The sequence below is a fragment of the Streptomyces sp. NPDC057702 genome (assembly GCF_042799315.1).
In the GTDB taxonomy this organism is placed as follows: Bacteria; Actinomycetota; Actinomycetes; order Streptomycetales; family Streptomycetaceae; genus Streptomyces.
This window is the reverse complement of sequence record NZ_JBHVJC010000005.1, coordinates 220,309-237,591: the sequence shown is the minus strand read 5'-3', so window position 1 is coordinate 237,591 and position 17,283 is coordinate 220,309. Positions and strand designations below refer to the sequence as shown.

Annotated in this window: 14 protein-coding genes; 9 read left to right on the top strand and 5 right to left on the bottom strand. The window is 72.8% G+C overall.

The features are described 5' to 3' along the window. Positions 1-1,582: 1,582 nt before the first annotated feature. From ACFVFR_RS05630 to ACFVFR_RS05590, 9 genes are all read left to right on the top strand, one after another. Positions 1,583-2,971: a nitroreductase family protein gene (locus tag ACFVFR_RS05630; protein WP_383698372.1), complete on the top strand. Its 1,389-nt coding sequence runs from the start codon at positions 1,583-1,585 to the stop codon at positions 2,969-2,971. Positions 2,972-2,975: 4 nt separating this feature from the next. After that, positions 2,976-4,415, top strand: coding sequence for a class I adenylate-forming enzyme family protein (locus ACFVFR_RS05625; protein ID WP_383698371.1), 1,440 nt, complete (start codon positions 2,976-2,978; stop codon positions 4,413-4,415). Positions 4,416-4,443: 28 nt separating this feature from the next. Further along, complete coding sequence (locus ACFVFR_RS05620; RefSeq protein WP_383698370.1) at positions 4,444-4,707, top strand: phosphopantetheine-binding protein; 264 nt, start codon at positions 4,444-4,446, stop codon at positions 4,705-4,707. Then, positions 4,700-5,416, top strand: coding sequence for a dihydrodipicolinate reductase C-terminal domain-containing protein (locus ACFVFR_RS05615; protein ID WP_383698369.1), 717 nt, complete (start codon positions 4,700-4,702; stop codon positions 5,414-5,416). Before ACFVFR_RS05620 ends, ACFVFR_RS05615 begins: the two co-directional genes overlap by 8 nt. Further along, the gene (locus ACFVFR_RS05610; RefSeq protein ID WP_383698368.1) at positions 5,413-6,162 is read left to right on the top strand and encodes a class II aldolase/adducin family protein; all 750 of its coding nucleotides are present in this window, start codon (positions 5,413-5,415) and stop codon (positions 6,160-6,162) included. Before ACFVFR_RS05615 ends, ACFVFR_RS05610 begins: the two co-directional genes overlap by 4 nt. 129 nt (positions 6,163-6,291) lie before the next feature. After that, a complete protein-coding gene (locus ACFVFR_RS05605; protein WP_383698367.1) occupies positions 6,292-7,431 on the top strand; it encodes an acyl-CoA dehydrogenase family protein in 1,140 nt (379 codons plus the stop codon). Positions 7,432-7,498: 67 nt separating this feature from the next. After that, on the top strand, positions 7,499-8,878 hold the full coding sequence (locus tag ACFVFR_RS05600; protein ID WP_383698366.1) for a condensation domain-containing protein: 1,380 nt from the start codon (positions 7,499-7,501) through the stop codon (positions 8,876-8,878). After that, positions 8,875-9,954 carry a polysaccharide deacetylase family protein gene (locus tag ACFVFR_RS05595; protein WP_383698365.1) on the top strand — a complete coding sequence of 360 codons (1,080 nt, stop codon included), beginning with the start codon at positions 8,875-8,877 and terminating at the stop codon, positions 9,952-9,954. Before ACFVFR_RS05600 ends, ACFVFR_RS05595 begins: the two co-directional genes overlap by 4 nt. Positions 9,955-10,282: 328 nt before the next feature. Next, positions 10,283-11,533 (top strand): MFS transporter, encoded by a 1,251-nt coding sequence (locus ACFVFR_RS05590; RefSeq protein ID WP_383698364.1) that lies wholly within the window; start codon positions 10,283-10,285, stop codon positions 11,531-11,533. 180 nt (positions 11,534-11,713) lie between these two features. Here ACFVFR_RS05590 and ACFVFR_RS05585 read toward each other — a convergent pair whose 3' ends face one another. The 5 genes from ACFVFR_RS05585 to ACFVFR_RS05565 all read right to left on the bottom strand — a co-directional run bounded on the left by ACFVFR_RS05585 (position 11,714) and on the right by ACFVFR_RS05565 (position 17,282). Continuing rightward, the gene (locus ACFVFR_RS05585; protein ID WP_383698363.1) at positions 11,714-12,406 is read right to left on the bottom strand and encodes a 4'-phosphopantetheinyl transferase; all 693 of its coding nucleotides are present in this window, start codon (positions 12,404-12,406) and stop codon (positions 11,714-11,716) included. 295 nt (positions 12,407-12,701) lie between these two features. Beyond that, the gene (locus tag ACFVFR_RS05580; RefSeq protein ID WP_383698362.1) at positions 12,702-13,853 is read right to left on the bottom strand and encodes an LLM class flavin-dependent oxidoreductase; all 1,152 of its coding nucleotides are present in this window, start codon (positions 13,851-13,853) and stop codon (positions 12,702-12,704) included. A 94-nt stretch (positions 13,854-13,947) separates the two neighbouring features. Further along, entirely contained in the window at positions 13,948-14,505 is a 558-nt protein-coding gene (gene ssuE, locus ACFVFR_RS05575) for an NADPH-dependent FMN reductase (RefSeq protein ID WP_383698361.1), read from the bottom strand. Between the two features lie 604 nt (positions 14,506-15,109). After that, positions 15,110-16,210 (bottom strand): LLM class flavin-dependent oxidoreductase, encoded by a 1,101-nt coding sequence (locus ACFVFR_RS05570; RefSeq protein WP_383698360.1) that lies wholly within the window; start codon positions 16,208-16,210, stop codon positions 15,110-15,112. An 88-nt stretch (positions 16,211-16,298) separates the two neighbouring features. Beyond that, positions 16,299-17,282, bottom strand: a complete 984-nt coding sequence (locus tag ACFVFR_RS05565; protein WP_383698359.1) for an ABC transporter substrate-binding protein — start codon at positions 17,280-17,282, stop codon at positions 16,299-16,301. Position 17,283: the final 1 nt, after the last annotated feature.

Sequence of the window (17,283 nt, the reverse complement as noted above, 5' to 3'; positions counted from 1 at the left end):
CCCCGACCACCGATCCGCGCCCCCGCCGCTCCGGCGGCGCGCTGCGCGGGGTCGTGACCCCGTCGGCCGGCCGGGCGGCGGTGGTGGTGGCTGGCGGCGTCGGGGCCGTCCGGTGCGCGGCGGGGTGCGAGGGGCCGCACGCCCGTACGCAGGCGCTATGCGTTTTCCGTATGGCGATCCGGATGGAATTCCGTTTCTGTGCGCCGCGTGGTCGACGTCCGTGAAAGACGGTCACGGCGGCCGTTCCCGCGTCGTTTTCCCGGTCCGCGTACATGTATTGCGGAGATCTGTGATCGGGGCCACAGGGATCACCCCGGCGAAGGGAAATTCTTGGTAAAGGTGCCCATGGAAAGTTGCCGCCGGGGCGCGCCGCCGTGTAACCGGGGGAGTGCTGTCGTCGTGAGTGCGAGTACGCATGGGTGGGTTTCGACTCCGCGTCGGCGGGGGCGGGCCGAATCGCGTGAAGGTCACTATGCGTGGTCGATTCAGGTGCGGTGATCTCAATTGGTGGGATGAGTGCAGCGCCGGAAGTTATTTGACACTCGTGGAAATATCTGAGCCGCGCTCCGATGTGGAAAGGCGCACACTTTCGTGCGCGATCGCATGGACCGGACTTCCGCGCTTCGGCGTCGGGGCGCGCGCCCCGTTCCCCGTCGCCGGGCGAGTGTGCGCGCGGGGCGACGGCAGCCTGGGGCGGGAGGGCGACGTGTTCGACGGGTGTCGCGTTTGACCTGGTCAGACGGCGTGGGCGAGGGGTGGCGAGGCGGGTGCCGCGCAGCCGGGGGCGCAGGCCCGCGGCGCGCGTGGGGCGGGGGCCCGCGCGATGTCGGCGGTGGTCGTGGGTACCTCGTTCGTGGTGGGTGACGCACGCCGGGCCGAGTGCGGGGTCGGTGTGGGACGTGACCGCGGCCCGGCCCCGCGGGCTCCGCTCCCCGGGGTGCGTTCGGGAGAAGGCGTCGCCGGGCCCGATGAGCTGCCGCACGTCACGCGGTCGGTGTCACGCCGCGTCGGTGGCGTGACGCGGCGGATCGACGCCCCTGACCGCTCGGCCCGTCATGGGCGAACGAGCGCCGTGGGTCGCCCCGGGAGGGCCGCGCGGGAATAGCAGAATCCAGCATTCCGGATTGATGTCCGATTTATTGCATTCACTCGGTTGGTTGGCATTAATTAAACAGCCTTGTTCTTAATGGTCTTGACCAATGCCCAAGATGCTTGGCATGCTGGCAATGGCCGTGGCCGATTATGCGCTCTCGCGATGTGAGGCGTTCCGTCGGGTGCGCGCCGTGTTCTGGCGTTGAAAGGTCACATCACCCGTCTCGCGATCCGAGAGCGCACCACGTCCCGACTAAAGCGCGGCCATTAGTCCCGCAAGGGATGTCGTAACCGTAAAAGGTGCGCCCCTCGCATTCCTCAATGGTGCATGAGGCCCACGAAATCAATGCGGATTGTGCTGCCCGCCTCATGCGTACCTCGTGAGCTGTCAGAGAGTAGGAGGTCTGCGTCAGACGTGCAAGGAAAACTGATCACGCAAAACGCCGCATCAGTCGCATACGCGCCCGAGCGCGATTCCTCGGGCCGCACCGTGGACCTGTGGGCCCGGGTGGCCCTGCCGGCGGCCTCGCCCGAACCGCCCGCCGAACCCGTCGTGGCCCCCGGCCTGCGACTGGCCCTCTCACTGCTGGAGGAAGGCGCGCTGACCAGCCGCGCCGACCGCTCCGGCGGGTCGTACGTGGGCCGGGCCGTGCCGTCGGCCGGGGCCGTGTACCCGTACGAGTTCGCCGTCCTGGCCGTGGAGAACGGCGTACCGGCGGCCTTCCGGATCGACGCCGACCGCCGCACCTGTGCCCGACTGGCCGTCGGGGCCCGCGTCGTGGCCGCGCTGGAGGCGTCCGGGCTGGCCGTTCCCGAGGACGGCGGGGCGCTGGTGGTCACCCTCACTCGCCCCTGGCTCTCCATGCGCAAGTACGGCGACCGTGGCTACCTGTACACCCAACTCGACGCCGGACACGCGGCGGGGAACCTCGTCCTGGCCGCGGCCGGCCGTGGCGTCACGGGGGCGCTACGGCTGCGGTTTCCCCGCGAGTCCCTCTCCGAACTGTTGGAAGCCGGCGAGAACTGCCGGGAGGTGCACTCCGTGGTCCTGGTGCCCACCAGCGCGGCCGACGCGTCGTGGCAGCGCTGGACCGTGCATGACGGCACCGACCGGGAGCTGCGCGGACCCGCCTGGCGGTCGTGGCTGGAGAGCACCTGCTGGGACTCGCTCACCGGCTGGACCGAACACACCGGCCCACCGGCCCAGGGCGCCGTGCCCGCCCCGCTCGCGCACCTGGCCACCGAGGGCAGGCCGCCCGGCGACCACAGCGGGTTAGGCGACCCGTCCGGATGGCCCGAGCTGATCGGCACCCGGCTGTCCAGCAAGGCGTTCACGGGCGAACCTGTCGTGGCCGACGCGGTCTGGCGGGCGGTGTCGGCCCTCTCCACCCCGCTGCGCACCGACCTGCCCGACGTCTCGCCGCTGTCCGCGACCCTCGTCCTGCGCTCGACGACCGAGCCCGCGCGGGACGCGGTGTACCGGCTGGACACCGGGGAGCGACAGCCCACCCGGCTGCCCTCCACCGACGAGGTGGCCCGCGCCTGCATGCAGCAGCGCGCCCTGGCCGGCGCCGCCGCCATCCTGCTGCTGCACGTGCCGCGCACCTCGCTGGTCGGCGTCGACTCCACCGAGGGCGCCGAGAGCCTGCGCGAACTCGCCTTCCGCTGCGGCGCCCTGGGACAACTCCTCTACCTGGGCGCCAACCGCGCACGGGTGGGGGTGACCGCCATCGGCGGGTTCGACACCGTGTTGTGGCGCGAGCTGACCGAACTGCCGGACGACGACGAGATCCTCTACGCCCTGCTCCTGGGCAGCCCGGACGACTCGGGCGTCAAGCTCGACCGGCTGGCCATGGCGCACGCACAGAACGAGCGGTGAGCCGATGAGCGCCATCCTTCCCGAACTCCTCACCGAGGTCCTCGCCCGTCACGGCGACCGCGTCGCGGTCTCCGACGCCGACGGCTCGCTCAGCTACGCCGAACTCGCCCAGCGCGCCCACGCCGCCGCGCAGCACCTCGCCCGGCGCGAAGCGGGGGACGAGCGGCCGAGGGTGGGCCTGTACGCCACCAACTCCGTGGACTACGTGGTCGGCTACCTGGCCACGCTGTTCGCCGGCGGCGTACCCTTCCTGGCCGACTCGGCCTTCGGCCCGGGCGACCTGGCGCGGATCGCCGAGGACTGCGGGCTGGACCTGCTCGTCCACGCTCGGGGCGCCGACGTCGACAGCGTCGTGACCGAGACCCTGACCGACGACGGCGAGTTCGGCGTCCTCGTGGTCAGCCAGGTGCGTCGCTACGACACCCCCCGCCCGCGGCTGCTGGCGGACACCGAGGTGTGCCGGTTCACCTCCGGCTCCACCGGCCGGCCCAACTGCATCGAGTTCTCCGGCGCGGCCGTCTCCGCCGCCGCCGCCAACTGGGCCAAGGGAACCGGCCTGTCGGCCGAGGACCGGATCGCCTGCTTCGCCGCGCTCTCCAACGGCCTGGCCTTCAACACCTCGCTGCTCGCCGCCTTCCTGCCGGGCGCGTCCCTGCACCTCTCGCACGGACTGCCCACCGCGTCCCGGGTCGTGCGCCTGCTGGAGAGCACGGGCGCCACGCGCCTGGTGGCCTTCCCCGCGCTGTACGACTCGATCGTGCGCCGCTCCCCGAAGGAAGGGTTCGCCGCCGTGCGGACCGCGATCTCCTCGGGCGCCCCGCTGCGCGAGACCGTACGCGAGGAGTTCACCCGCCTCACCGGCGTACCCATCCACAACTACTACGGGGTCGCCGAGGCCGGGCCGCTGACCTACGCGACGGCCGGGGCCGGCAGCGGGCTCGGAGCGCCCCTGCCCGGCGTCCACCTGCTCGCCGAGGAACAGGGCATCCGGGTCCGCAGCGAGTCGATGGGTTCGCGCTACCTCAACGCGCCCGGCGTCTTCGAGGAGCGCGTGGACGACGAGGGTTACTACCACACCGGCGACCAGGGCCACCTGCGCGACGGCGCCCTGCACCTGACCGGGCGCACCAGCCGGCTGGTCAACGTCGGCGGGCGCAAGATCGACCCGATCGAGATCGCCGACGTGCTGCGCGCGGCACCCGGCGTGCTGGACGCGGTCGCCTTCGAGGCCGACAACCAGCACGGCGAACCCACCCTGGCCGCCGTGGTCGCCGTCGAACCCGGCGTCAGCCCGCGGGACCTGCGCGCGCACTGCACCGCCACGCTCCCCACCTACAAGGTGCCCGGCATCCTGCGACTGGTGGACCAGATACCGGCGAACTCGATCGGCAAACCGTCCATCGAGCGCCTACGCCGCCTGCTCGACACCCCGCAGAGCAACTGAACCCCCCTCCGAGACACAGGGATTCCCCATGGACAGCAGCGCCCTTCGCACCAAGATCCTCGACCTGGCCATCGAGGCGGGCGACGGCAGCGTCACCGCCGACGAACTCGCCGGCGCCAACTACTCGCTGCGCGACGTCGGCTACTCCTCGCTCTCCTACATGCGTCTGATCGACAGCATCGAGAACGAGGTGGGTGTCTACCTGGACCCGGAGGCCCCCACCGAGCACTACGAGACCATCGACTCCGTCACCGCCCTGGTGGTCGCCAGCGGCATCGGTGCCGATGCCTGACGGCCCCCCGGACCAGGCCGTCACCGTCGGCATCGTCGGCCTCGGGCGGCTCGGCTCGGCCCTGCGCTCGGCCTGCCGGGCCGCCGGCGCGCGCGTGAGCCTGACCGCCTCCCGGCGGACGGGCTGGTCGGTGTCGGCGGTGCCCGACGTGCTCGTCGACGCCAGCGCGCCCGAGGCGCACGCCGAGGTCCTCGACCACTGCGCCACCCACCGGGTGCCGCTGGTGGCCTGCGTCTCCAACCTGTCGGACATCCAGTGGAAGGCGCTGGCGGAACTGGCGGAGACGGTGCCGGTGGTCCGCGCCACCAACCTCTCCTTCGCCCACTACCTCCAGACACGCGTCGCCGAGTTCACCGCCACCCTGGCCACAGGCCACTTCGCCGCGACCACCACCGTGCGCGAACGGCACCCGCTGGGCAAGGCACACCGCCCCAGCGCCACCGCCCTGTCCCTGGCCCGCACCTGGTCCCGGGCCAGCGGCCAGCAGGTGGCCGACATCGCCGACGAGCGGGCCGGACTGCCGGTCAGCGAACACGAGCTGACCCACACCTGGGACGGCGAGGCGCTGCACGTGCGGCACCACGTCGGCAGTTGGGCCGTGCCCGCCCGGGGCGCGCTGGCCGCCGTCCACTGGGCCCGTACCGCGCCGCCGGGCCTGGTCACCATGCGCACCGTCTACGACGACCTGACAGCGAGGAACACGGCATGACCACCGATGAACCGCAGCCGCTGAACCCGGCCGAGCGACGGCTCGTCCTGCAGGTGGCCGTCGGCGCCCGGATGCTCTCCCTGGACGGGCACGACGACTTCAACCAGGGCCAGATATCGGCCCGGATACCCGGCCGGGACGAGTTCTTCATCAAGGGCGCGCTGGTCGGCTTCGACGAGGCCGCCCCCCAGGACGTGGTCCGCTGCTCCGTGGACCACACCCAGCCCGCGCCCTCGCTGGCGCCGCCCGAACTGCCGCTCCACCAGGCCATCTACCGGGCCCGGCCGGATGTCAACGGCATCGTCCACAGCCACGCCCCGTACACCCTGCTCTTCGGCGCCACCGACCTGCCGATGCGTCCCATCTCCCACGACGGGGCCTACTTCCGCGACCGGATCGGCCTGTTCACCGAGACCAGCAACACCGTCCTGGACATCGAGACCGGCGACCACATCGCCAAGGACCTCAGCGAGCACCCGGCCGTCCTGCTGCGCAACCACGGCGGGGTGATCGTCGGCAAGAGCGTGCGGCACGCCGCCGTCTTCGCCCAGGTCCTGGAGCGGGCCTGCCGCCTGCAACTGACCGCCGAGGGCACCGGCATCCCCTACGCCTGGTCCACCGACCAGGACGTGGCCGCCAAGCAGGACTTCATCTACGCCGACCTCTCCGTCCGCTCCTACTGGGACTACGCCGTACGCCGGGTCGGCCGACACTGGCCCGAGACCACCGCGTGGACCCGGAGCTGACCGCACCCACCCCGGCCGCTCCAAGGTGCCCCCGCCCCGGAGCAGCCCCGGAGCAGGCGGGCCCGCGCCCCACGGGCGGGGGCCCGCCCGCCCCGCTCACCACACCCGAACCCGCACGGAGGTCGTCCGATGAAGGTCCAGCGCATCCTGCCCACGGAGGAGGCGGCCGAGCTCCTCGGCCTGGTCAGGGAGATCGCCGCCGGTGAACTCACGCCGCACATAGCCGAGTTCGAGGCGGCCCACGCCTTCCCCCGGGAGATCGTGCGCACGCTGGGCAAGGCCGGCCTGCTCAGCCTGCCCTACCCACAGGAGTACGGCGGCGGCGGCCAGCCGTACGAGGTCTACCTCCAGGCGCTGGAGGAGATCGCCTACCACTGGTTCGCGGTGGCCGAGGCGGTCAACGTGCACACCCTCGCCTGCTTCGGCACCGCCACCTACGGCACCCAGGCCCAGCGCGAGGAGCTGCTCCCGGACATGCTCGGCGGCGAACTCCTCGGCGCGTACTGCCTCTCCGAGGCCGAGGCGGGTTCGGACGCCGCCTCGCTCACCACCCGGGCGGTACGCGAGGACGACGGCTACCACGTCACCGGCACCAAGTCCTGGGTCACCCACGCCGGTCAGGCCGACTTCTACAACGTCTTCGCCCGCACCGGCGGGCCCGGCGCCCGGGGACTGTCCTGCCTGGTGGCCCCCGCCGACACAAGCGGCATGGTCTTCCACGAGCCGGAGCGCAAGCTGGGTGTGTGGGCCAACCCCACCGCCCAGGTCGGCTTCGAGGACGCGCGGGTGCCGGCCGAGCGGCTGATCGGCCGCGAGGGCAAGGGCTTCCTGATCGCCATGGGCGCCCTGGACTGCGGCCGGCTGGGCATCGCCGCCTGCGCGGTGGGCATCGCCCAGGCCGCCGCCGACTACGCCGTGCGCTACGCCAAGGAGCGCCAGCAGTTCGGGCAGCGCATCATCTCCTTCCAGGGCGTCGGCTTCCTGCTGGCCGACATGGCCACCCAGATCGCCGCGGCCCGCGCACTCACCCTGGCCGCCGCCCGCCTGAAGGACGCCGGCCTGCCGTACTCGCTGGAGGCGGCCAAGGCCAAGCTGTTCGCCACCGACATGGCGATGAAGGTGACCACCGACGCGGTGCAGGTGCTCGGCGGCGCCGGCTACGTCGCCGACCACCCGGTCGAGCGCTGGATGCGCGAGGCCAAGCTGTTGCAGATCGTCGAGGGCACCAACCAGATCCAACGCCTGGTCATCTCCCAGGGCCTGGACTAGCCACAACGCGTCCACCCAACCCCCAGGCGTCGCACGAGGCAACCCAAGAGAAGGTGTGGAACACACGATGACCACGGTCGAGCAGCGGACCATCACGCTGGACTCCGCGAGGGCCGGCACCGGCCCGGCCACCTGGGGGCAGCGGGCGATCTGGGGCGTGGTCACCCGCCTGGGTGACGACGCCCCCCGGTACAACCTGCGGCTCAACCTCCCCCTCGACCCACCCCGCCCCGCGATACGCGTGCTCGCGGACCTCACCGAGCTGCTGCGCATGCACGACAGCCTGCACACCCGACTGCTGCCGGTCGGCGAGGACGGCCTGACTCAGGTCGTGGACGGCACCGGCCAGCTCCCGGTCACCGTGCGCACGTGCGCGCCGCACCAGGCACGGGGCGTCGGCGACATACTGATGGAGGAGTTGGCGGGGCGCTCCTTCGACCACGCGGAGCAGTGGCCCCTACGGGTCGGCCTCGTCGAGTGCGAGGGGCGGGCCCACCGGCTGGTGCTGGCCGCCTCGCACGCCGCGATGGACCTGTGGGCCGAGGGGCGCATGCTCCGCGACCTGAAGCTGATCGAGTCGGGCGAGAGCGCCGAGGCACTGCTCCGGGCACGCCCCGCCCTCCAGCCCCTGGACGCCGCGGCGGTCCAGGCGTCACCCCTCGGCCGCCGTCGGGACGAGGGGGCCCGCCGCTACTGGCGCGAGCGCCTGACCGCCGGCCCCCGCACGATCTTCCTGAACCCCGCGGCGCCGGAGCTGGCCAAGAACGAGCCGGGCCGGATGTTCCCCAACGCGCTGCTCAGCTCGCCCGCGCTGGCCGTCGCCGTCGAACGGGTGGCGGTCACCCTGGGCGTCAGCGACGCCGCGGTGCTGCTCGGGGCGGCCTCCCACCAGTTGGCCAGGATGTCCGGGAGCTCCGACGTCCTGTTCCAGGTGGTGGTGAGCAACCGCTTCCAGCCGGCCGCCGCCGAGTCGGTCAGCTCGATGGCCCAGGAGGCCGTCTTCCACCTCCCCGACGCGGACAAGGACTTCGAGGACGCGGTACGCCGCACCCGATCCGTCTCCTTCACCGCCTTCCGGCACGCCGGATACGACAAGTGGGCACTGGACCGGGAGGTGGCCGGCCTGGTCGCACGCGGCGAGGCGGCCGACCACTCGTGCTGGTGGAACGACACCCGGGACCCGGGCAGCGGACCGTTCGAGACCGTCGAGCGGCCCGAGGCGCCGCTCAGCGCGCTGCGTGAGCGCACCCGGCTGAGCTGGCCGACGGAGTTCCTGCCCCGGGTGAACGTGTCGGTGGCGGTGGACGCCCTGACCGCCCCCGGCGCCCTGGAGCTGGCCATGACCGCCGACCCGGCCGTCCTGTCCCGGCAGGACATGGAACGGTATCTGCGGGGGATCGAGGAACTGGTGGTCGCCGCGGCGATCGCGGGGGAGGAGGCGGCATGAGCAAGTGGTACGCGGGAATCGCCTGGACGGACGCCGGCTACGAGGTCGAGATCCTGGACGCCGCGGGGCACCGGGTGGTGGAGCCGAGCGCCTGGCGCGCCGACCAGGTCGCCGCGCTCATGGGCTGGCTGGCGGACCTGGGCCGCGACGAGCCGGTGGGCGTCGTGCTCGACAGCACCAACGGCCTGCTGGACGGCCCGATGACGGCCGCCGGCCTGGAGGTCTACCGGGCCGACCCCTGGCTGCTGCCCGCCCGGCCCCGGTTCGGGTCCGTCGCGGCCGGCCGGCTCGCGGAGCGGGCGGTCCACACGCCCGACGCGCTGGCCCCGGTGACCGCCGAGGGCGGCACCCTCACCGGCCGCGCCGAGGAGTACGACGACGGCGTGCGGGCCGCCGCGCCCCTGCGGGCGGAGCTGACGGCGACCGGTCGCTGCTTCGAGCACGGCCACCGGGACACCCCGCGCGTCGCGCTCACCTTCGACGACGGGCCCGACCCCGTGCACACCGGTCAGGTGCTGGAGATCCTGGACCGCTACGACGTGCGCGCCACGTTCTTCTGCGTCGGCCACCACGTCGTGGCCCTGCCCGACCTCGTACGCCAACTCGCCGCCGGCGGCCACGAGGTGGGCAACCACACCTGGTCGCACCCCTTCCTGCCGGACCTGACACCGGACCAGCTGCGCGAGCAACTGGACCGCACGGCGGAGGCGGTGGAGCGGGTGACCGGCCAGGCCCCGGCGCGCTTCCGCCCACCGTACGGCGGGGTGAACCCGGAGGTGCTGGCCACCCTGGCGGAGCACCCTTCCACGCTGACGCTGTGGGACGTGGACTCCCACGACTGGTCGCGGCCCGGCCCGGAGCGGATCGCCGAGACCGTCCTGAGGGCGGTCGAGCCGGGTTCGGTGGTGCTGATGCACGAGGGCGCCGGCGACCGTGGCCAGACCGTCCTGGCCCTCCCGACGATCATCGAGGGCCTCTTGGAACGCGGCCTGGAACTGGTCACGGTGAGCGACCTGCCCGCGCCGACCCGGATGGCGGGCGACCCCGCACCGGCGACCCCCGCCGCCCGACCGTGACCGCCGCCCCGCCCCGGTCGGCCCCGACGGGGCGGGGCGGGCGAGCCCCGACGCACGCCGCGCACCACCCGGGCCGGGCCACGGCCACCGTGCCGTGGCACCCTGTGGCAGCCGTCGCCGCACGCGTACCACCGGACGCCGCGCCGCGCCCACCGGCCACCGGGTCCACGCGCACCACACGACCCCGCAGCCGCGCGCGGCCCACGACCTCCATGACGCCCGCGGGCGCCGCGCCGCGCACGACCACCCCGCAGTCCACGCACGTCACGACCTACGACTGGAGAACTGAAGAGTCATGGAAGATCGCTCGGCAGAGCCCACCGCGGCGATGACGTCTGCGCAGACCCAGGACCGGCCCGCCGAGGCGCCGCCGGCCGGGGAACCGGCGATCTGGTCCCGTAACTTCCAGTTCTACTTCACCGCCCGCAGCTCCGGTCTGCTCGGCTGGGCCATGCTGCCGGTCGCGGTCTCGGCCGGACTGCTCAGCTCCGGGCACAGCCTGAGCACGGCGGGCTACGCGATGGCCTTCCTGGTGGGCCCCTTCGCCGGACTGGTCATCTTCGGCGGGGTGCTCGCCGACCGCTTCACCGCCCGCCGCATGATGATCGCCGCCGACCTGTCCAACCTCACCGCCCATGTGCTCCTCTCCTTCCTCTTCTTCGTCGGCATCGACCGCCTGTGGCACCTGTACGCGCTGTTGGTGGTCGTCGGCATCGCCAACGCGATGTTCCAGCCCGGCGCCTCGTCAACCGTCCCGCTGGTCGCCCGGGACGTGCAGGGCGCCAACGGGGTGCTGCGCATATCCGAGGCGTTCACCGCGCTGGGCGGGCCCGCGCTGGCCGGTGTGCTGGTCGGCGTGTCCGCCACCGGCGCGGTGATGGTGATCTCCGCCGTCGCCTACGGCACCAGCGCCGTCTGCCTGTTCGCCCTGCGGCTGGGGACGGTGCCCGCCCCACCGGCCGACGAGAGCCTGTGGCGCAACCTGGTGGTCGGCTGGCAGGAGTTCCGCTCCCGCGACTGGCTGTGGGGCGTCATCGTGATCTGGATGTTCTTCGCCGTGCTCTCCTGGGGCCCCCAGCTCTCCATCGCCGCCGGCGTGATCGTGCCCGAACACGGCGCCACCGCCTTCGGCCTGCTCAACTGCGCCTTCGGCGCGGGCACCGTGGCCGGCGGCGTGCTGGCGATGCGCTACAAGCCCGCCCGGCCGCTGGCCGCCGGAGCCGTGGCCATGCTGGCCTACCCGCTCTACCCGCTGGGCATCGTGCTCGACTGGCCGGTGTGGCTGCTGGCCCTCGCCCAGATCGTGGTCGGCGTCGGCATCACCTTCTGGGGCGTCATGTGGGCCACCAGCGTGCAGACCCAGGTGCCGGGCGAGGTCCTGAACCGGGTGCACGCCTACGAGGTCGCGGGCTCCGTCGGCATGTTCCCCGTCGGTAGCGCGCTGGCGGGCCCGGCCGTGGGCGCGTTCAGCACCGACGGGGTGCTCATGGTGGGCGTCGTGGTCGCCCTCCTCACCGCCGCCTCCCTCCTGCTGGCCCGCCCGATCCGCACCCTGGGCCGGGTGCCGGGCCGCGCCTGAGCGGCACCCGGGCGCGAGCCCGCACGAGGGCCGGGCCGGGGCGGGTGCGCGCGCCCCGGCCCGGCCCGCCCCACACCGGGGCGGGGTCACACTGGCGTCCTCGGCCCGGGGCCGGCTGCCGTCCCCGGGACGCCCCCGGACCCGCCGTCGGCGGCCGTACGAGTCGCTGTACGGGTCGCCCTACGGGGCGTGCCGGGCCGGCTCCGGGGCGCGGCGGGCCCCGTCGACGGTGACGGCCGTGACGATCAGCCCGTCGTGGACACGCCACCGCCCGCCCATCCGGGTCAGCGGCGTACCCGCCACCACGGGGCCGGCCGCGTGCAGGGTGGCGACGAAGGTGCCGGCCCCGGGGTCGAAGTCGAGCGTCGCGTCCTGGAAGCCGAGCCAGCGCCGGGCCAGCGGGAACCACGCCTTGTAGACGGCCTCCTTGGCGCTGAACAGCAGCCGGTCCCACCGCACCTCGGGGTGCTCGGCCGTCAGCCGCGCCAACCGGGGCAGCTCGTCGGGACGGGCGACCTTGGCCACCAGCCCCTCGGGCAACGGCTGGTGCGGCTCGGCGTCGATGCCGATCGCGGCATGCCGGTGGTCCAAGCCCAGTGCGGCGGCGCGGTAGCCGGCGCAGTGCGTCATGCTGCCCACCACCCCCGTCGGCCACAGCGGCTCGCGGCGGGGGCCGGGGAGTACGGCGACGGCGGGCAGCCCCAACTCGGCCATGGCGCGCCGGGCGAGGTGGCGCACTGTGGTGTACTCGCCGCGGCGCGAGGCGACGGCGTTACCGATGCCCGCCTCCTCCGCCGGCAGGAGGCGAGCCTCCGGAAGGTCGCCGAAGGAGTCCGCCACGGCGACCCCGGCGGGCAGGATGGTGGCGATCACGGGTCCCCTTCCCCTCACGTCACGCGAGACCGAACGCGCGGGAACGCCGCCGCGCCCCCGCCCCCGCCCGGCCGCGTGGGTCCGCCACCGGGCCGGCCGGCGCCCCGTGGCGCCCGCGCGCACCGCGCGGGGGTCCGAGACGGCCGGCCAGCCGGAGATCCTACGGGCGCCGCCGGGCGGCGGGCCGGGGAGGGGCCTGGTCGGGGCGGTCGGCCCCGGTCGCGTCGCCCTGGAGGGCCGGCCGGGCGGTCCCCGACGCCCCGACTCGCCGCGCCTCAGCCGGCGGGTGCCGCGCTCATCGTCCGCCCGCGGCCGCCGCCAGCGGCAGGCGCGCGGCGGGCCCCCCTTTGCTCGGGTGGGACCACAGGCCCCGGGCGGCCAGGCGCGGCAGGACGCCCTCGCCGAACCAGTACGCCTCCTCCAGGTGCGGGTAGCCGGAGAGGACGAACTCGTCGATGCCCAGCCGGTGGTACTCGGTGATCCGCTCCGCCACCTCGTCGTGGCTGCCGACCAGCGCGGTGCCCGCGCCGCCGCGTACCAGGCCGATACCGGCCCACAGGTTCGGGTGGATCTCCAGGTGGTCCCGCTCGCCGCCGTGCAGGGCCAGCATCCGCCGCTGGCCCTCGGACTCGCTGCGGGCGAGCCCGCTCTGGACCGCGCGTACGGTGGTCGGGTCGAAGCCGTCCAGCAGTCGCGACGCCTCCGCCCACGCCTGCTCGGCGGTGTCCCGCGTGATGACGTGCAGTCGGATGCCGAACCGGACGTCACGGCCCTCCCGCTCGGCCAGCCCCCGCACCCAGGCGATCTTCTCGGCCACCTGGGCGGGGGGCTCGCCCCAGGTGAGGTACACCTCCACGTGGCGGGCCGCCACCTCGCCGGCGACCGGTGACGAGCCGCCGAAGTAGATCTCCGGCACCGGGTCGGGCACCTGGGTCAGCCGTGCGTCCGCCACCCGCAGGTGCTCGCCCGCCAGATCCACCCGCTCGCCCCGCCACAGCGCCCGCACGACCCGCAGGAACTCGTCCGTACGGGCGTAGCGCGCGTCCTTGTCCAGGAAGTCGCCGTACGCCCGCTGCTCGCGGCTCTCGCCGCCGGTGACGACGTTCAGCAGCAGTCGGCCGCCGGTCTGGCGCTGGTAGGTGGCGGCCATCTGTGCCGCGAGGGTCGGCGAGATGAAGCCGGGGCGGAAGGCGACCAGGAACTTCAGCCGCTCGGTGTGCTGGCTGACCATGGCGGTGGTCAGCCAGGCGTCCTCACACCAGGCGCCGGTCGGCGTCAGCGCGCCGACGAAGCCGAGATCCTCGGCCGCGCGGGCGATCTGCGTCAGATAGCCGACCGTGGGTGGGCGGTCGCCGCCGGCCGCGGTGACCGGGGTGCCGTGCCCGCCGCCGACGACATGGCGGCTGTCGCCGTTGGTGGGCAGAAACCAGTGGAAGGTGAGACTCATGGGGGGCACGCCTTTCGCGGGTGAGCCGGGCGGCGGGTGGTCAACGCGCCGGTGTGGAGCGGCGCTTCGGCCTCGCCCGCCGGCACGGCGGTGCTCAGCCGGTGGCCGCCAGCACGGTGCGCCGGCCCCCGAGCGCCGCCGAGAACTGGTCGACGGCCTGCTCCACGGCGCCGACCGCGCCGGGGGCGATGGTCAGCGAGCCGTCGTCGCCGACGGCGAGGTCCTTGTCGAGGGTGAACCAGCCCTGCGTGATGTGCGCGGCACCCATGGAGTTGAGCACCGGGCGCAGCGCGTAGTCGATGGCCAGCACGTGCGCGATGCTGCCACCGGTGGCCAGCGGCAGCACGGTCTTACCGGTCAACGCGTACTGCGGCAGCAGGTCGAGGAGCGACTTGAGCAGTCCGGAGTAGGCGGCCTTGTAGATGGGCGTGGCGACCACCACGCCCTGCGCGCGGGCGAACAGGCCCGTGGCCTCCACGATCGCCGGGTGCTGGAAATCGGCCCCGAGCAGGGCGCCGGGCGGGATGTTCCGCACGTCGAGGGGGATCACCTCGTGCCCCTGGTCCACGAGGCGGGTATCGAGGTGACGCAGCAGCCGGGCGGTCCGTGAGGTGGGGGACGGGCTGCCGGAGACGGACAGGACTGTGGCCATGGTCGGGACCTTTCGGGGAATCGACAGACTCGATCGCGGCGGTGGCGCGCACGCGCCGGCCGGCCTGATCGGAGTGCGTGGTCAGGGCGCTCCGGGAAGCACGGGCGGCGGACGACGGGCTGGTCAACGCCCGGCCACCGCGCACGCCGTGTGTCCCACTCCACCAGCCACAAGATCAGTGCACCCTGCGGGCAGGCGGATGACGGAGCCTGGTTGCACTGTGCGAAGTCGGATGAGGAAAGTCGTGGAATCGGTATCGGAATCGAACAACGGAATCAGCGGACGCGGAAAGGGAACGCCGTGCGGACGTACGGAATTCCCTGTGGCGCGCGATCCCGTCGTACGAAATGTGGAATGCGGGGCTCAGTGTCCAGGGCCGTCCGCTTCACGTGGCCACAGGTCAGAGGCTAGATGGCCGATACCGAACGCTTCTTCGGTGTGTCTGCTGGAAATCACCGATGACAACAGGACACCGAAAAACGCGCGAAATTGGCTCGGCGTCGTCGTTTGGAGTCCTGTTTCCTCATGTCATCAATCCAACCAGTGGGGGTTCGGACGGTCAAGAAGGTCCGAATACGATTCCATATTCCGGACGCAGGCCAGGTCACGGCCCTGTCGCGGCAGTCCGCTCCTCGTGGGCCGGGCGCTGCCACAACGTGGTGGGCGCGGCCTGCCGCACCACCGGAGCGACCTCCTCCGCGAAGCGTCGGAGTTGCTCGATCTGTTCGGGCAGAGCGAGCCCGGAACTGTCGACGGTGATGGACTGGAGATCGTGCCCGTAGACCTGGTGGAAGTCGAGGATCTTGTCGATGATCTGCTGCGGGCTGCCGATGAGGTGCGGCCCGTCGGCGATGGCGTCCTCGATGGTGCGAAAGGGCGTGTTGTAGCCGGGTTTGTCGGCCAGGTGCGGCTTGTACGTCTGCTGGACGCGCGCCTCGTAGAAGTCCTTGAACCTGGCGATGGCCTGCTGGGTGGTGTCCGCCAGGAACAGGCCGCCCGAGCCCGCGCCGACGTACGCGTGGGCCGGGTCGTGTCCGTACGCCGCGAAGCGCTCGCGGTAGTGGTCGATGAGCCGGACGTAGGCGGCGCGCGGCTGGACGGCGTTGGCGCTGAAGAGCGGGTCGCCGTGCCGGGCGGCCAGCTCGGGTGAGTTGAGGCTGGTGGCCGAGCCGTGCCAGACGCGCGGCGGGCGCTGGCCGAAGGGGCGGGGCACGGTGGTGGCCTCGGTGAGCGGCGGCCGGAACTGGCCCTGCCAGGTCACCTTCTCCTCGCTCCACAGCCTGCGCAGCAGCTCGTACTTCTCGGCCTGGTACTCCCACTGGAGGCCCTCGTCCAGGCCGAACAGGTCGAAGTGGCCCATCTCCGCACCCTTGCCGATCACCAGCTCGACGCGGCCGTGGGAGAGCTGGTCCAAGGTGGCGTAGTCCTCGGCCACCCGTACCGGGTCCAGGATGGCGACCACGGTGACGCCGGTCAGCAGCCGGATGCGGGAGGTGCGGGCGGCCAGGGCGCCCAGCAGTGCCGTGGGGCTGGAGGACAGGAACGCGCCGGCGTGGCGCTCGCCGACCGCGTAGCCGTCGAAGCCCAGCTCCTCGGCCACCACGCCCGTCTCCACCACCTCGGCGAGACGGTCGGCCGCCGAGCTGAGCGCGCCGGTCAGCGGGTGGGGAGCGTGGCTGCCTATGGTCAGAACCTGGAATCGCATGGGATGTCCTTCGGGGCGTGGGCCGGGCGTGCGGTGCGCGGAGGGGGCCCCGGCGCCGGCGGGGAAGGGGCGCCGGGGCCGTGGGTGGCTACTTGTTGGTCCGCGGCAGGCCGGGCGGGTTGATCTCCGACTTGGCCACGGCCTCGTTGCTCAGGCCCCAGCGCTCCAGGACCTTGGCGTAGGACCCGTTCTTGATGACCTCGTTGAGCGCCTCGGCCATCGGCCCGACCAGACCGTTGTCCTTCTTGGTGGTGGCGGCGATCAGGCCCTGGAGGGAGGAGCCGGCCCCCGACTTGTTGCCGATGATCTCGGTCTTGCCGGTGGCCGCCGCGTGGTAGGCGGCGTTCGGGTTGGGGCCGAGGTAGATCTCGATGCGGCGGGACTCGAGCGCGAGATAGGTGTCGGTCGCGTTCTGGTAGTACTTGATGTTCACCGGCTTGCGGCCGGCCCGCTCGTTCTCCTTGCTCCACTCCACCAGCAGCTTCTCCTGGTTGGTGCCCGAGCTCACGGCGACCGTCCTGCCCGCCACGTCGGCCGGCCCCTCGACCTTGAGCCCGCTGCCCTTGCGGGCCTCGAAGGCGAGGTCGTCCTTGCGGTAGGTGGCGAAGTCGTAGCGGTCCTTGCGCTCCTCGGTGACGGTGATGTTGCTGGCGCCCAGGTCGTACTTGCCGCTGGAGAGCCCGACGAAGATGTTCTCCCACGAGGTCGAGGTGAACTCGGGCTTGAGGCCCAGCACGTTGGCGATCAGGGCGGCGATGTCGGTCTCCACGCCGATGAGGGTCTTGTTGTCGGTGGCGTAGAAGTTCAACGGTGCCGCCGGACCGGAGGAGTTGACCACCTCCAGGGTGCCCTTCTGCCGGATCTTGGCCGGCACCTTGGCCGCGATCGCGTCCACCTTGGGCGTGGTCACGCGTCTTTGGTCCGGGGTCAGGTTGATCTTCGTTCGGGTGCCCGAGGTGGCGGCGACCTCGGTGGTTCCGCCCTCCGAGGGGTTGCTGCAGGCGGCGAGGGCGAGGGTGGCGGTGAAGGCGAGTGCCGTGGCCGTGGTGCGGGTGGTGGTCAGGGTGCGCATG

Excerpts from the sequence above, each read along its gene's own strand:
- ACFVFR_RS05625 (WP_383698371.1), top strand. The coding sequence starts at position 2,976 with ATGAGCGCCATCCTTCCCGAACTCCTCACCGAGGTCCTCGCCCGTCAC.
- ACFVFR_RS05620 (WP_383698370.1), top strand. The coding sequence starts at position 4,444 with ATGGACAGCAGCGCCCTTCGCACCAAGATCCTCGACCTGGCCATCGAG.
- ACFVFR_RS05615 (WP_383698369.1), top strand. The coding sequence starts at position 4,700 with ATGCCTGACGGCCCCCCGGACCAGGCCGTCACCGTCGGCATCGTCGGC.
- ACFVFR_RS05610 (WP_383698368.1), top strand. The coding sequence starts at position 5,413 with ATGACCACCGATGAACCGCAGCCGCTGAACCCGGCCGAGCGACGGCTC.
- ACFVFR_RS05605 (WP_383698367.1), top strand. The coding sequence starts at position 6,292 with ATGAAGGTCCAGCGCATCCTGCCCACGGAGGAGGCGGCCGAGCTCCTC.
- ACFVFR_RS05600 (WP_383698366.1), top strand. The coding sequence starts at position 7,499 with ATGACCACGGTCGAGCAGCGGACCATCACGCTGGACTCCGCGAGGGCC.
- ACFVFR_RS05595 (WP_383698365.1), top strand. The coding sequence starts at position 8,875 with ATGAGCAAGTGGTACGCGGGAATCGCCTGGACGGACGCCGGCTACGAG.
- ACFVFR_RS05590 (WP_383698364.1), top strand. The coding sequence starts at position 10,283 with ATGACGTCTGCGCAGACCCAGGACCGGCCCGCCGAGGCGCCGCCGGCC.
- ACFVFR_RS05580 (WP_383698362.1), bottom strand. The coding sequence starts at position 13,853 with ATGAGTCTCACCTTCCACTGGTTTCTGCCCACCAACGGCGACAGCCGC.
- ssuE (WP_383698361.1), bottom strand. The coding sequence starts at position 14,505 with ATGGCCACAGTCCTGTCCGTCTCCGGCAGCCCGTCCCCCACCTCACGG.
- ACFVFR_RS05570 (WP_383698360.1), bottom strand. The coding sequence starts at position 16,210 with ATGCGATTCCAGGTTCTGACCATAGGCAGCCACGCTCCCCACCCGCTG.
- ACFVFR_RS05565 (WP_383698359.1), bottom strand. The coding sequence starts at position 17,282 with ATGCGCACCCTGACCACCACCCGCACCACGGCCACGGCACTCGCCTTC.